14 protein-coding genes are annotated in these 13813 nt (G+C 66.5%); 3 read left to right on the forward strand and 11 right to left on the reverse strand.

Annotation, left to right across the window (positions count from 1 at the left end):
• Positions 1-66: 66 nt before the first annotated feature.
• From SLQ30_RS01810 to SLQ30_RS01850, 9 genes are all read right to left on the reverse strand, one after another.
• Positions 67-1101, reverse strand: coding sequence for an NUDIX hydrolase (locus SLQ30_RS01810; protein WP_319445127.1), 1035 nt, complete (start codon positions 1099-1101; stop codon positions 67-69).
• Positions 1098-2258, reverse strand: a complete 1161-nt coding sequence (locus SLQ30_RS01815; protein WP_319445128.1) for a glycosyltransferase family 4 protein — start codon at positions 2256-2258, stop codon at positions 1098-1100. The genes SLQ30_RS01810 and SLQ30_RS01815 overlap by 4 nt, the downstream gene beginning before the upstream one ends.
• Complete coding sequence (locus SLQ30_RS01820) at positions 2258-3178, reverse strand: phosphatidylinositol mannoside acyltransferase (RefSeq protein WP_413467920.1); 921 nt, start codon at positions 3176-3178, stop codon at positions 2258-2260. The genes SLQ30_RS01815 and SLQ30_RS01820 overlap by 1 nt, the downstream gene beginning before the upstream one ends.
• A 26-nt stretch (positions 3179-3204) precedes the next feature.
• Positions 3205-3882: a phosphatidylinositol phosphate synthase gene (gene pgsA, locus SLQ30_RS01825; protein ID WP_319445576.1), complete on the reverse strand. Its 678-nt coding sequence runs from the start codon at positions 3880-3882 to the stop codon at positions 3205-3207.
• Positions 3879-4439 carry an HIT domain-containing protein gene (locus SLQ30_RS01830; RefSeq protein WP_319445130.1) on the reverse strand — a complete coding sequence of 187 codons (561 nt, stop codon included), beginning with the start codon at positions 4437-4439 and terminating at the stop codon, positions 3879-3881. The genes pgsA and SLQ30_RS01830 overlap by 4 nt, the downstream gene beginning before the upstream one ends.
• On the reverse strand, positions 4436-6490 hold the full coding sequence (gene thrS / locus SLQ30_RS01835; RefSeq protein WP_319445131.1) for a threonine--tRNA ligase: 2055 nt from the start codon (positions 6488-6490) through the stop codon (positions 4436-4438). Before thrS ends, SLQ30_RS01830 begins: the two co-directional genes overlap by 4 nt.
• Before the next feature lie 73 nt (positions 6491-6563).
• Positions 6564-6986, reverse strand: a complete 423-nt coding sequence (locus SLQ30_RS01840) for a TIGR02611 family protein (protein WP_319445132.1) — start codon at positions 6984-6986, stop codon at positions 6564-6566.
• Complete coding sequence (locus tag SLQ30_RS01845) at positions 6983-7615, reverse strand: PaaI family thioesterase (RefSeq protein WP_319445133.1); 633 nt, start codon at positions 7613-7615, stop codon at positions 6983-6985. Before SLQ30_RS01845 ends, SLQ30_RS01840 begins: the two co-directional genes overlap by 4 nt.
• A gap of 25 nt (positions 7616-7640) precedes the next feature.
• Complete coding sequence (locus tag SLQ30_RS01850) at positions 7641-8513, reverse strand: aldo/keto reductase (protein WP_319445134.1); 873 nt, start codon at positions 8511-8513, stop codon at positions 7641-7643.
• A 37-nt stretch (positions 8514-8550) separates the two neighbouring features.
• Here SLQ30_RS01850 and SLQ30_RS01855 point away from each other — a divergent pair, with 37 nt between their 5' ends.
• Positions 8551-9048 carry a DUF1990 domain-containing protein gene (locus SLQ30_RS01855; protein ID WP_319445135.1) on the forward strand — a complete coding sequence of 166 codons (498 nt, stop codon included), beginning with the start codon at positions 8551-8553 and terminating at the stop codon, positions 9046-9048.
• A gap of 451 nt (positions 9049-9499) precedes the next feature.
• Here SLQ30_RS01855 and SLQ30_RS01860 read toward each other — a convergent pair whose 3' ends face one another.
• Complete coding sequence (locus tag SLQ30_RS01860; RefSeq protein WP_319445136.1) at positions 9500-9904, reverse strand: helix-turn-helix domain-containing protein; 405 nt, start codon at positions 9902-9904, stop codon at positions 9500-9502.
• A gap of 167 nt (positions 9905-10071) precedes the next feature.
• On the opposite strand from SLQ30_RS01860, the gene SLQ30_RS01865 reads away from it, so the two are divergent.
• Both SLQ30_RS01865 and SLQ30_RS01870 read left to right on the forward strand, forming a co-directional pair.
• Positions 10072-10518 (forward strand): MarR family winged helix-turn-helix transcriptional regulator, encoded by a 447-nt coding sequence (locus SLQ30_RS01865; RefSeq protein ID WP_319445137.1) that lies wholly within the window; start codon positions 10072-10074, stop codon positions 10516-10518.
• Positions 10519-12201, forward strand: a complete 1683-nt coding sequence (locus SLQ30_RS01870) for an MFS transporter (RefSeq protein WP_319445138.1) — start codon at positions 10519-10521, stop codon at positions 12199-12201.
• Here SLQ30_RS01870 and SLQ30_RS01875 read toward each other — a convergent pair.
• A complete protein-coding gene (locus SLQ30_RS01875) occupies positions 12198-13787 on the reverse strand; it encodes a metallophosphoesterase family protein (RefSeq protein ID WP_319445139.1) in 1590 nt (529 codons plus the stop codon). The two genes, SLQ30_RS01870 and SLQ30_RS01875, sit on opposite strands and share 4 nt — an antisense overlap.
• Positions 13788-13813 lie beyond the last annotated feature (26 nt).

Below are 13813 nucleotides of genomic sequence, written 5' to 3' on the forward strand. Positions count from 1 at the left end.
TGCTAACTCCTCCAAATAAGTACTGAACCAGTCTAGTAGCCGGTCCAAATCGCTTTAATCCGCAGCTCACCGAATCGATTGCAGTTGCCGTGGTTGCTGCCCTAGCCGCTGGTCGGCCATGGCCACGGCGTCGGCGAGCAACTCGCCAAGCTGCACCGGATACACCGCTTCGCCGCCGTCGACCAGGGCACGGATGGCCAACGCGTCACACCAACGGTGGCCGTGGATGTAGCTGCGTTCCAGCGTCGTGTGGCCGCTCGTCGACGGCTCGAACCGCGCGACGCGGTAGACGAAGAACAGCTCCTCGCTGCGCACTACCGATCCGTTGAAGTCGATCACCGCATCGCGTCGCCACACCGGCCCGATCAGGTCGGCCGGACTGACTCGCAAGCCGGTCTCCTCTGCGAGCTCGCGGGCGGCGGCCTGCGGCAGCTGCTCCCCCGGCTGGACGGCACCGCCGATGGTGAACCACCAATGCGGCGCCTCGTCGGACTCCGCGGCCGGGTCCGAACCGCAGAACAGCAGCACGTGCCCGTCCTCGTCGAGCAGCACGACGCGCGCTGACGTGCGGCGGCTCACCTGCCCGACGGTGTCTTGGGCCGCGAGCTCGGCGATCTCGAAATAGGTTGGCATCGCCGCGGTTCCGCCGAGGTGGAACCAGCGCACCAGCGGTCGCTCGCGCAACGCGAGGGTGTCACGGACGGCGTCGTTGTGAAACCGCCGGGCCAGCAACACACGCGCTTCGGCGTCGGCCGCCTCGGCCACCAGTGCGACAGGAAGCGATGCGGGATCGACCTGTGCCAGGGCCGCCGACAACTCGTTCTCCGCGGCTTCGCGACCCGATCTGGGCGCCCGTTCGGCGGCCGCCGCAAGCGCGGCCAACTGCTTGCCTGGCGGGGTGCGGCCGTAGGCATCGGTGGCGACTGCCCGCGCCACCACCGCGCGTCGCCCCAGTGCGCCGTCGAGCGCCTGCCACGACAGGTCGTATCGGACGTGTAGTCGGTTCAGCCTGCTTGCGGTCTGCAGCGCCCACGCGCCCGTCACGACCACGACGGCGACCAGAAGCCCGACCAGGGCACCGAGGACGATCCAGGTGATCACGCCGTGCCCCTAGCCGCTTCGCTCTTGCTGGTAGAGCCAGCCACCCGCACTTTCACGCCCGCACCTGCGACCGTCTCGTATACCCGCAGGATCTCGCGCGCGACGACCGACCAGTCGTAGCGATGGACCGCGGCGGACGCGGCGTCGACGTAGCGCTGCCGCATCGCGTCGTCGGACAGCATCTCGACCAGCGCGGTGGCCAACGCGGGCGCGTCGTCGACCGGCACCAGCCGGCCCGCCGTACCGTCCTCGAGCACCCTGCGGAAGGCGTCCAGGTCGCTGGCCACCACCGCAGTACCGGCGGCCATCGCCTCGACCAGCACGATGCCGAAGCTCTCGCCGCCGGTATTCGGGGCGCAATACACGTCGACACTGCGCATCGCGGAGGCCTTCGCCGCGTCGTCGACCTGCCCGAGGAACGTCAGATGTCCGGCCAACTCACCGGCTTCTTCGCGCAGGGAGTCCTCGTCACCGCGTCCCACGACGAGGACCTCGACGTCGGGAAACGCCTCGACCAACGCAGGTAGCGCACCGAGCAGCACTTCCATGCCCTTGCGCGGTTCGTCGAACCGGCCGAGGAACAGCACGGACTTTCCGGCTCGCGGATAACCGTCGCGCTTCGGCGCCAACGCGAACGACGCGACGTCCACCCCGTTTGGAATCTGCACGGCATCCGAACCGAGCGCCTCCATCTGCCAACGCCGCGCCAAGTCGGAAACGGCGATGCGGCCGACGATCTTCTCATGCCAGGGCCGCAGGATGCCTTGAAAGACGCTGAGGGTCAACGACTTCGTGGTCGACGTGTGGAAGGTTGCGACGATCGGTCCCTCGGCGACCATGAGGGCCAGCATCGAAAGGCTCGGCGCATTGGGCTCGTGCACGTGCAGGACGTCGAAGGCGCCCTCGAAGATCCACTTCTTCACCTTGCGATGCGTGGCGGGCCCGAATCGCAGCCGCGCGACGGACCCGTTGTACGGGATGGGCACGGCCTTGCCCCCAGAGACGACGTAGTCGGGCAGGGTCACGTGCGGCGAGGACGGCGCCAGGACGCTGACCTCGTGCCCGTAGCCGAGCATCACTTCGGCGAGTTGCAGTACGTGCGCCTGAACGCCGCCGGGCACGTCGAACGAGTAGGGGCAGACCATGCCGATACGCATTAGCCCTCCCCGAGCCGGGCCCGGCGTTCGTCGGAGAGGTCGGCGAGCCACTGCGGCTGCAACATGTGCCAGTCGGCGGGGTGCGCGGCGATGCACGTGGCGAAGCGGTCGGCCAGAGCTTGGGTGATGACCCCGACGTCGCCCGAAGACGTGTCGAGCGGTGCGTAGAGGTCGAGTCGCGAGTCGCGAGTCTCGTACCAGCTGTGAATGGGCAACAGGGCGGCACCTGTCTCCAAGGCGAGCTTGGCCGGTCCGGCGGGAAACCGGGTCGGCTCGCCGAAGAAGTCGACCTGGACGCCGGAGCGCGTCAGGTCACGGTCGGACATCAGGCACACCAGTCCGTTGCCGCGCAGTCGCTCGGCGAGGATCTCGAAGGGTGGCCGCTCCCCGCCGGTCAGCGGGATCACCTCGAAGCCAAGACTCTCACGGTAGGCGAGAAACCGGTTGTAGAGCGATTCGGGTTTCAGACGCTCGGCGACGGTGGCGAATTTGCCGTAGGTGTTGGTCAGCCACACGCCCGCGATGTCCCAGTTTCCGCTGTGCGGCAGCGAGAGGATCGCGCCACGACCTGCGCGTAGGGCCTCGACGACGTGCTCGCTGCCGTTGCTCGTCGCCTGGACCTGACGGGCCACCGCTTCGTGATTCATCGACGGCAATCGGAACGCCTCCCGCCAGTATCGGGCGTAGGAGGCCAGCGAAGCACGAATCAGGCTGGCCGGCACCTTGGCCGGCGGCACGCCGAGCACCCGCGCCAGGTTCTTGCGCAGCTGATCCGGCCCGCCGCCGCGCGCCGCGTACAGCGCACCGGCATCAAAGGCGTTGCGGGCAGCGAACTCCGGCATGGCGCGCACGAGCTGCCAGCCCGCGGCGTAGCCCAGATCGGCGAGTTGGCCACCCAACGGGACGCGAATACCTCGGATGCTCGGCAGTCCCGAAGTTGGCGTGCTCACTGCTCGCCCGGCTCCGCGTCGTCCTTCGCGGGTTTGGCGTTCGTCGTCAAGGGGTCCATGGCGCCCGGTGAGGTCCGAACGGAGTGCAGGCGCTGACCAAGAGTCACGATGCTCGCGACGGCCAGCAGCCACATCGCGACGTGCACCAGCCACGGCACGTGCAGGAATCCGACCCCGGAGAGCCCGGCACCGGCCAGCACGATGATGAGCCGTTCGGGGCGTTCGATGATTCCGCCGTCGCCCTTGAGGCCATTGGCCTCCGCCCTGGCCTTGATGTAGGAGATCACCTGCGATGTGACCAGGCAGATCATCGTCGCCACCACGAGCGCGGTGCTGTGCATGCCGAAGGCGGCCCACCACAGCAGGCCGCAGAACACCGCGCCGTCGCTGATCCGGTCGCAGGTGGCGTCGAGCACGCCGCCGAACGGGGTGCTGAAGCCGCGTTCACGGGCCATCGCCCCGTCGAGCATGTCGGCGAGCACGAAGACGAATACCGCGAATGCTCCCCACCACAGCTGGCCGATCGGGAACAGCGTCAGTGCTGCGATCACGGTGCCTGCCGTGCCGAGGATCGTCACGCTGTCCGGGGTCAACCCCAGGCGCAGCGCCACCTTGGCCACCGGGCGACTCAACTTCGCGTACGCCGCCCGCGTCAACAGGTAGACGTCGCTCATGTCGTCCGTGCCCATTCCGTGGCGAGTAACTCGCGGGTGTCGCGCAGCAACTGCGGGATGATCTTGGAGCCGCCGATGATGGTGATGAAGTTGGCGTCCCCACCCCAGCGCGGGACCACGTGCATGTGCAGGTGCTCCGCCAGCGATCCCCCTGCCGAGGTTCCGAGGTTCAGCCCCACGTTGAAACCGTGCGGGTGCGACACGCCCTTCATCACGCGAATCGCCTTCTGCGTGAACGCCATTAGCTCGGCGCTCTCGGCGTCGGTGAGCTCTTCCAGTTCGGCCACCCTGCGATAGGGCACCACCATCAGATGGCCGGGGTTGTACGGGTAAAGGTTCAGCACCGCGTAGACGAGTTCGCCGCGCGCGACCACCAACCCCTCCTCGTCGGGCATGTTGGGAATGTCGGTGAATGGTTCCGACGACCCGGCGGAACCCGGACCACCCTTGATGGCCCCGGCGATGTAGGTCATCCGGTGCGGCGTCCACAACCGCTGGAGGTGGTCGGCGTCGCCGGCCCCATGGTCGATGATCGTCTGGTCGTCAGGCTCGGTCACGACGAAGCAGCCACCTCGACTAGATCCGCTGTGGGAACGGCATTTTCCCGGCGGCCCACCCAGTCCACGATGGCCTGCACCGCGTCGTCGCGCGACACCCCGTTGATTTGGGTGCGGTCGGCGAACCGGAAGCTCACGGCACCGGCCTCCACGTCGCGGTCGCCCGCGAGCAGCATGAACGGCACCTTCTGGTTGGTCTGGTTGACGATCTTCTTGGCAATCCGATCGTCACTGGCATCGACCTCGACCCGGATGCCTCGCGTCTTCAGTTGTGCAGCAACGTCTTCCAAGTAGGCAACGTGAGATTCCGCCACCGGTATGCCAACGACCTGCACCGGCGCCAGCCAGGCCGGGAAGGCGCCCGCATAGTGCTCGGTCAGCACGCCGAAGAAGCGTTCGATCGAGCCGAACAACGCGCGATGGATCAACACCGGCCGCTGCCGGGTGCCGTCGGCGGCGGTGTACTCCAGCTCGAAGCGTTCGGGCATGTTGAAGTCCAGCTGGATGGTCGACATCTGCCAGGTCCGTCCCAGCGCATCCTTGACCTGCACCGAGATCTTCGGCCCATAGAACGCCGCGCCACCCGGATCGGGCACCAGGTCAAGGCCAGACGCCTCGGCGACCTCGCGCAGCGTTTCGGTGGCCTCGTCCCACACGTCATCGGAGCCGACGTACTTCTCAGGATTCTTGGTCGACAACTCCAGGTAGTACTCGTCGAGGCCGTAATCGGCGAGCAGGTCGAGCACGAAGCGCAACAGCGAGGTGAGCTCGCCGCGCATCTGGTCGCGGGTGGTGTAGATGTGGGCGTCGTCCTGGGTCATGCCGCGAACCCGGGTCAGACCGTGGACCACACCGGACTTCTCGTAGCGGTACACCGAACCAAATTCGAAGAGCCGCAACGGAAGTTCGCGATAGGACCGCCCGCGAGCCCGATAGATCAGATGGTGCATCGGGCAGTTCATCGGCTTGAGGTAGTAATTCTGCCCAGGCTTGCGCACCGTGCCATCCGCGTCGTACTCCGCGTCGATGTGCATGGGCGGGAACATCCCGTCGGCGTACCACTCGAGGTGGCCGGACGTGATGTACAGCTGCTCCTTGGTGATGTGCGGAGTGTTGACGAACTCGTAGCCCGCCTGCTCGTGCTTGCGGCGCGAGTAGTCCTCGAGCTCACGCCGAATGATGCCGCCCTTGGGGTGGAAGACGGGCAGCCCGGACCCCAGTTCGTCGGGAAAGCTGAACAGGTCCAATTCGACGCCAAGCTTGCGATGGTCGCGCCGCTGCGCCTCCTCGAGAAGCTCGAGGTAGGCGTCGAGCGCCTCCTGGGACTCCCACGCGGTGCCGTAGATGCGCTGCAGGCTGGCGTTGTCCTGGTTGCCCCGCCAGTAGGCGGCCGAACTGCGGGTCAGTTTGAAGGCGGGAATGTACTTGGTGGTCGGGATGTGCGGGCCCCGACATAGGTCGCCCCAAACCCGTTCCCGGGTACGGGGGTTGAGATTGTCATACGCGGTCAGCTCGTCACCGCCGACCTCCATGACGTCGGGGTCGCCCGACTTGTCGTCGACCAACTCCAGTTTGAAGGGTTCGTCGGCGAGGTCCTCGCGCGCTTGATCCTTCGACTCGTAGACCCGCCGATCGAACAGTTGGCCGTCCTTGACGATCTGCCGCATGCGCTTCTCCAGCGCGGCAAGGTCTTCCGGGGTGAACGCCCGCGGCACGTCGAAGTCGTAATAGAAGCCATCGGTGATCGGTGGGCCGATGCCGAGCTTGGCCTCCGGGAAGAGCCCCTGCACGGCCTGCGCCAGCACGTGCGCGGCCGAGTGCCGGATGACGCTTCGGCCGTCCTCCGTGTCGGCGGCGACGGGCGTGACCTCCGCGTCGGCCTCGGGTACCCACGACAGATCGCGCAATCGACCTTCGGAATCCCGCACGACGACCACCGCGTCGGAGGCGCCGCGACTGGGCAACCCGGCGTCACGCACGGCAGCGCCCGCGGTGGTCCCGGCAGCGACCCGGATCGGGGCTACTGAGGCGGGGCTGGCGACGGCGGTCATCGGTGGGTCTCCTCGACAGGGGGATCAAGCCAATCAGGCGTTCGGGACGCGACCATGCTATCTGTGAGGGCCGCTAGGACCCTATGCCGACGGGGCTCTTGAGCCACGACTGCTCGACACCGACGAGGTTGGCAAACCAGGACAGCCCGCCCAGCAACCACAGTGTGCCCACCACGACCGCCGCAGTGAGCACGAATCCCAGGGCTTGAACCCACAGCCCCTGAGCCTTGAACCAGGTCATCACGCGGTCGTAGCGCTGGCGGGTGTACTTCAACAGTCGGTGTGCCCATTCGAACTCGGTGGCCAGGATGGCCAGGCCCACGAACACGATCGCCCAACCGGGGCCTGGGTACGGGATCGCGAGGATCCCGACGCCAAGCACCGCCAGTCCGACGACTCCCACCACCACGCGGTAGGTCAGATCTGCCGCCCGCTTTTCGCGCAGGCGATCCCGCCACCGCGCCCAGCGTCGCTTGAGGACGCTGGCCTTGCTCACGGCTGTCCCGGCTTCAGCATGACGAAAAGCGCATCGGCATCGCACAGCACATCGTCGCCGTCGAGCAAGCGGCCAACGACGAAGATCTTGCGGCCCTCGATGCGGTCGATCCCTGCCTCGACCTGCAACTCCTTGTCGATGGGTGCGATCTTTCGGTAGTTGACGTGCAGGTAGGCGGTGCGCTGCTTCCGACTCTCGCTGAGCTTGAACGCCGTGAAGCCCAGCAATGAGTCGAACAGATGGGACAAGGAACCGCCGTGAACGGCCCCGTTTCGTCCGAGATGAAAGCGGCGAAACAACGCGGTACCGCGTATGCGGCCGTCCTCGGTGACGGTCAAGTCCATCGGGATCGACAGGATGCTGCCACGGTTGGGTAGATCGAACCGCCGTCCGGAGGGAGCGTGCCATTCGTCGGTCTCATATGGTCCGAGCAACTCGTTTGCAGACTCGACGAGTTCGGCCACGCGCGTGACGACGTCGTCGGGGGCGTCGGCCCCGCGCGTCAGGTCCTGCAGCGTTCGGACCGCCTCGACGAAGCGCCCGTAGTCGGGTCCACCGCGTTTGGTCGGTACCGGCGGATTGAAGCCGCCACCGACCGGCTCGTCGACGTCGTCTCGTTCAGCGGCCACGCCAACTACCGTATGGCCCGCTCGTTCAGCCGGCCGCACCGGCTTTGCTCAACGTCTCGAACTCCGCGTCCGACAGCGTGATGCCTGCGGCGGCCACGTTCTCCTCCAGGTGAGCCACGCTCGACGTGCCTGGGATCGGCAGCACGACCGGGGAACGCTTCAGCAGCCACGCGAGCGCCAGTTGCGACGGGGTGGCGTCATGGTCCGCGGCGATACGCTGCAGCGGCCCGTCGGGTGCCGACAGCGGTCCGCCCGCGAGCGGGAACCACGGGATGAACGCGATGCCCTCCTCGGCGACCTTGTCCAGCAACGCCTCCGAGGAGCGCACGGTGAGGTTGTACATGTTCTGCACCGAGACGATGGTTGCCACCTTCTGCGCGGCGGCAAGCTGTTCGACACTCACCTCGGATAGTCCGATGTGCCGAATCTTGCCTTCCTGCTGCAACGCGACGAGTTCGCCGAGTTGGTCCTCGAGCGGGAACTTGTCGTCGATGCGATGCAGTTGGAACAGGTCGATGCGATCGACTCCGAGCCTGCGCAGACTCAGTTCGCATTCCTGCCGAAGGTAGGGCGGGAAGCCAAGTACCGGCCACTCGTCTGGACCGGTCCGGACCAGGCCCGCCTTGGTGGCGATGACGAGCCCGTCGGCGTACGGATGCAGCGCCTCGCGGATCAGTTCCTCGGATACGTACGGCCCGTAGGAATTGGCGGTGTCGATGAAGTTGACGCCCAGTTCGACTGCGCGGCGCAGTACGCGGATGCACTCATCGTGATCGGCCGGCGGACCCCACACGCCCTTTCCGGTTAGGCGCATGGCCCCGTAGCCCAACCGGTTGACGGTCAGGTCGCCGCCGATGGCGAACGTTCCCGATTCGTGTGCGATGGATGACGTAGTCACCCGATCGAACCTACTCCGATGATGCGAAGGTGATCAGGTGAAGCTCAGTGACCTTGCCGCACTCCCCTTGACGTACAGCGAAGTTGGCGCCACCGCGGGGGTACTGCCGCAGGGCTATCACCACGTTCACGAATCAGCGGTGATCGGCCACGGCCGCAAGCGGTTCGACGAGGCTGCGCGGGCCGTGATGCGCTGGGGCATGTTGCGCGGCGCAGGTGCCCGCGTCGAGGCGACGACGGAGGTCGCCGATGTCGGCTCGGAGGTGATCGTGCGGCTGGGTCCCGTTCGCGTGCCGTGTCGTGTCGTCTACGTCGTCGACGAACCGAACCACCGCGGGTTCGCCTACGGCACGCTGCCGGGCCACGCCGAGACGGGTGAGGAACTGTTCGCCGTCCGATACGACCCGACGAGCGATGCCGTGACCGCGGAGGTGATCGCGTTCTCGCGGCACGGCACGTGGTGGAGCCGGCTCGCCGGACCGTTCACCGGGCTGGTTCAACGGGTCGTCAGCAAGCGGTACGTGAAAGCGGTCTAGTCATACCGAATTATGAACTAGCGCAGGGTTTTTCGATAGCCGCTTCGGCGCGAAGCTCTCCACGGAGGGGCCACGCCGACGAGAGCACGGCACCCCGTCAATCGGAGGCGGGTGGTCAAGCTGAAATATATCGCAATACGATATATGGTGGGAGGGCTTGACCGCCCAACTCAGAGCGTGGAGGTGTCTCATCGTGGAGGTCTACGAGGTCCTTACCGTTGCCCTAGTCGTCGTCTTGGCGGCAGCGACCACGGCGGCGATCTACTACGGACTACTCGGGATGATCGGCCAGTTCTTCATCGTCCGATGCGAATCTTGCGGTCATGCCGCGAGCTCGTCGTCGAACCAACCACTGGCTTCGTGCGCCCGCTGTCGCCATCCCGTCCTTCTGCACCCACTTCGGTCGCTCCCCCTTCGACGGCGCGGCTCCGCACAATGAGCCGCCGCCCATTCAGCCTCGATCGTCCTGGGGCGGCGCAGGCAACTGGATGGCGAGCCGGCTCAACTCGTCGAGATGAGCGGCGGTCAGCAACTCGAGACAGTGCGCCCCCGCATCGGTGAGTTGCAAACGGACCACACGGTGATCCTGGCCGTCGCGCGTCCGGTCAACCAGCCCAGCCGCTTCGGCCCGTTCGATCAATCCGCCAGCGCTGTGGTGCTTCAGCAGGAGATACTCGGCGACCTCGCCGATCGTCGGGCCACGGCGGTCGGCGTGTCCGCGGATGGCCAGCAGCAACTGGTGCTGCATGGGAGTCAGTCCCGCTGACTGCGCTTGTTCAGCACTCCACCGCTCGAAGCGGCGTAAGTCCGTCCGCAGCATCAGCAGTCGTGCATAGACCTCGTCGGGTAGTCCCACAGTTCTCACGATAAGCCGCGCGATGACCTCGGTTTCATTCATCGCGCTCGCGTCGGACCCAGGCCGGTCCTTCCAGTGCGTTGGCGGACAGCCACAGAACCAGTACGCGTCGAGGACGCTGCCGCCGACTTCTACACCCATCAGTTGAAACTGATAAGTTAACCCTGATGACTTCGTCCGGCCCGGCAGAATCCGATCGCGAGCGCGCCGCGCGTGCGTTGTTCGTGTCCATGGGCCTACTGCGACGGCGACTTCGGGCGTCGGGTTCGCCAGCCGAACTGACCTTTCCCGAGGTTTCCGCGCTCGCACGGCTGGAACGTGGCGGACCTGCGACATCGGCCGAACTGGCCCGCGCTGAACAGATCAGCCCCCAGTCGATGGGCGCCACCCTCGCCGGGCTCGAGGCCCGCGGACTCGTCACGCGCAGCGCCGATCCCGCCGACGGACGCCGCGTCGTCATGTCCGTCACCGACGCCGGCCTCCATCTCGTCAACAAGCGGCGGGGTGTGCGCGTCGAGCAAATCGCCACTGCCCTCGAGGGATTCACGAAGAGCGAGGTGCAGCGGATTCTGGCCACCACACCGCTGATCGAGCGATTGGCCGACACCCTCTAGATGACTCAGGTCTCGACGCCACCGAAAGCAGCCACCGGCGACCGCTACAAATGGGTGGTCCTGACCAACACCACCGCCGCGGTATTCATGTCGGCGCTGGACGGTTCGATCGTCATCATCTCGCTGCCCGCGATCTTCCGCGGCATCCACCTCGATCCGCTGGCACCGTCGAACATCGGCTACCTGCTCTGGATGATCATGGGCTACCGGTTGGTGCAGTCCGTGCTCGTCGTGTCGCTCGGTCGGTTCGGCGACATGTTCGGCCGGGTCCGGGTCTACAACTCCGGCTTCACGGTCTTCACATTCGCGTCGATCATGTTGTCGTTCGATCCGTTCAGCGGTGGCCAGGCCGCCCTGTGGCTGATCGGGTGGCGGGTGCTGCAGGCCACCGGCGGCTCGATGCTCACCGCGAACTCGGCGGCCATCCTCACCGACGCGTTTCCGGCTGAACGACGCGGTTTCGCGTTGGGCTTCAACCAGGTTGCCGCGCTCGCCGGCCAGTTCATCGGGCTGGTGGCGGGCGGACTCCTCGCGGCGTGGGACTGGCGTGCCGTGTTCTGGGTTAACGTGCCCGTCGGGATCTTCGGGACGATATGGGCGTACCGCAAGTTGCGCGAGCCCGCAGGCGCACGTCACTCCGGGCGGATCGACTGGTGGGGCAACGCGACGTTCGCCATCGGCCTCAGCGCGATCTTGGTGGCGATCACCATGGGTCTGCAGCCGCACGGCGGCCATCCCACCGGATGGAACAACCCGGTCGTCCACATCGTGCTGGCCGTTGGGGTGCTGCTGCTGATTGCGTTCCTCGTCGTCGAATCCAGGGTGGCCGACCCGATGGTGCAGCTGGCGATGTTCCGCAACAGGGCGTTCGCGGCGGGCAATGCCGCCACGCTGGCCTCGTCGCTGGCCCAGGGCGGGTTGCAGTTCATGCTCATCATCTGGCTGCAGGGCATCTGGCTGCCGTTGCATGGCTACGACTACGAAGACACTCCCCTGTGGGCGGGCATCTTCCTTTTGCCGCTGACGGCAGGCTTCCTGGTGTCTGGACCGGTCGCGGGCACACTGTCCGACCGCTTCGGCTCGCGCGGGCTCGCGACCGCGGGGATGACGTTGTTCGGATTGACGTTCATCGGCCTGATGATGCTGCCCATCGACTTTCCCTATTGGGCATTCGCACTGTTGATCACGGCCAATGGCATTGGCAGCGGCATGTTCTCCGCGCCGAACACGTCGTCGATCATGAGCAGCGTTCCCGCCGAGCAGCGTGGTGTCGCATCGGGTATGCGCGCGACGTTCCAGAACTCGGGCACGGCCTTGTCCATCGGGGTGTTCTTCTCGCTGATGGTCGTCGGCCTCTCCACCCGGCTGCCCGAAGCAATGTCGGGCGGTTTGATCCAACAGGGCATTCCGCCCGACGTCGCCCATCAGGTCGGTGCGCTACCTCCGGTATCCACCCTGTTCTCGGCCGTGCTCGGCGTGAACCCGCTTGAGCACCTCTTGGCACCCACGGGTGCGCTGGCGGCGCTGCCCGAGGCGAATCAGCAGACGATCATCGGCCGCGAGTTCTTTCCCCATCTGATCGCGGCGCCGTTCGAGCACGGGCTGGCGGTTGTGTTCATTGCCTCGGCCATTCTGGCCGGGCTGGCGGCGCTCGCATCGCTGATGCGGGGCCCGCGGCACTAGTCGCGCCGCGGCTTGACCAACCTGAACGTGTCGACCGGCTCGATGGCGCCGTAGCCGCCCTTCACCGCGTAGTAGGTGGCCTCGATCGACGTCTGAGCGCCCGGCCCGCTACCCGGATCCACCGAGAAGGCCACGAAGCCATAGGGATTCACCGGATCGCGGAAGGCTGACCACGGCGCAGCCTCGGTGACGTAGATCGGCGTGCGCTGGCCGGTGGCCGGGTCCACGCCCCCAATGCCGGTCAGCACGCGGCAACGAAGATCTCCGAACAGCACACCATTCGTCGGGACCGACGTCCCACCGCCCCCGATCACGAGGTGCACGGTGCCCTTCGTGGTGTCGATCCCTCCTGGCGTGGTGTCGACCGGGATCGGCGTCATCGTGTCGGTCGGCTGCGCTCCTCTGATCGGATGGGAGCGCTCATAGTGGTGCTCGTGGCCGCAGACCACGAGGTCCACGCCGTAGCGGTCGAACAGTGGCAGCCACTCCTCGCGGATGGCAAGGTCGGCGCCGTTGGCCTTGGCCGCCGTGGAGATCGCCGTCTGGTGCATGCAGACCACGATCCAGTCGATCGCGGTGTTCTGTTGGGCCGCAGCCAGTTCGGATTCAAGGAAGCGGCGTTGCACTCCCCCGGAATAGCCCCGCACGTAGGAGTTTCCGGCGTCCTGATAGCAGATGTCGTCGTTGTTCAGGCTTATCACCCGCATGGCGCCAACGGTGAACGCGTACCAGAGCCCGCGCAATTCGGGGTCCGAGTTCGACTCGGGCAGCGCGAAGTACGCCTGATAGGCGCCGTAACCGACTGGCCCGTTGCCGAGTTCGTTCTCGTGATTGCCCGCAGCTGGCATCCACGGTCGGTGGCGTGCCGATCGACTGTTGTTGTCGAACCAGTCCGACCACGCCCGGATCCGGTCCGCGGCCAGGTTGGCGTAGCAGAGATCGCCGTTGACCAGGTTGAACAGCGGCGCGATGCGTTCGACGCCGGTGGTGACGTCACCCGCCGCAGGCGACCCACGGTGGTCGCTGGTGAACGACGTCGGGCCCTGCGGCGTGTTCAACGTCGGCGTCGATTGATCCCCGAAACTGGTGAAGGTAAAGGCCGCACGCCCCCGCGGCGCCGTGCGGAAGGTCCCCAATTCTGGCGCCGCGCCGTCGTGGACGGCTGCATACACGTAGTCGGTATTGGGCGTCAGCCCCGCAAGGCGCGTGTGGTTGATCCGAATCTCGCTGCCCGACTTCGCATCACGGTAGGTGCGGGTCTGAGCCGGTACTGTCTTGCCGAAGCCGCCGTCCGGGGTGCCCAACAGCACGCGCGGATTGCTGATCGCCTCGGCGGTGTGCCACGAAGCGACGACTTCGGTCGCCGCGTCGGCACCGAATTGAAGGTGCAGACCGCCTACTCGAGGCGCGCCCCCGCGGTCGGTCCTGGTCCACGCATCGACGTCCGATGGTCCCGGCGATCGGGTCAATGCCACGCCACCCGCGCCGAGTGCAGCGCCACCGACTGCGGCCGCGAGGCCCGCGCCGATGGCGACACGACGCGAGACGGTGCGGCCGGTGGTGTCGTCACCTTCTGATTCGTCCACGCCTCGTTCGTACCGTCGGCGGGCGA

It is taken from the genome of Mycobacterium sp. RTGN4 (genome assembly GCF_033804635.1).
GTDB lineage: Bacteria > Actinomycetota > Actinomycetes > Mycobacteriales > Mycobacteriaceae > Mycobacterium.

What these genes read in the sequence shown, in the direction of transcription:
- SLQ30_RS01815 (WP_319445128.1), bottom strand. Translation starts at nt 2,258, where the DNA reads ATGCGTATCGGCATGGTCTGCCCCTACTCGTTCGACGTGCCCGGCGGC.
- pgsA (WP_319445576.1), bottom strand. Translation starts at nt 3,882, where the DNA reads ATGAGCGACGTCTACCTGTTGACGCGGGCGGCGTACGCGAAGTTGAGT.
- thrS (WP_319445131.1), bottom strand. Translation starts at nt 6,490, where the DNA reads ATGACCGCCGTCGCCAGCCCCGCCTCAGTAGCCCCGATCCGGGTCGCT.
- SLQ30_RS01865 (WP_319445137.1), top strand. Translation starts at nt 10,072, where the DNA reads ATGACTTCGTCCGGCCCGGCAGAATCCGATCGCGAGCGCGCCGCGCGT.
- SLQ30_RS01870 (WP_319445138.1), top strand. Translation starts at nt 10,519, where the DNA reads ATGACTCAGGTCTCGACGCCACCGAAAGCAGCCACCGGCGACCGCTAC.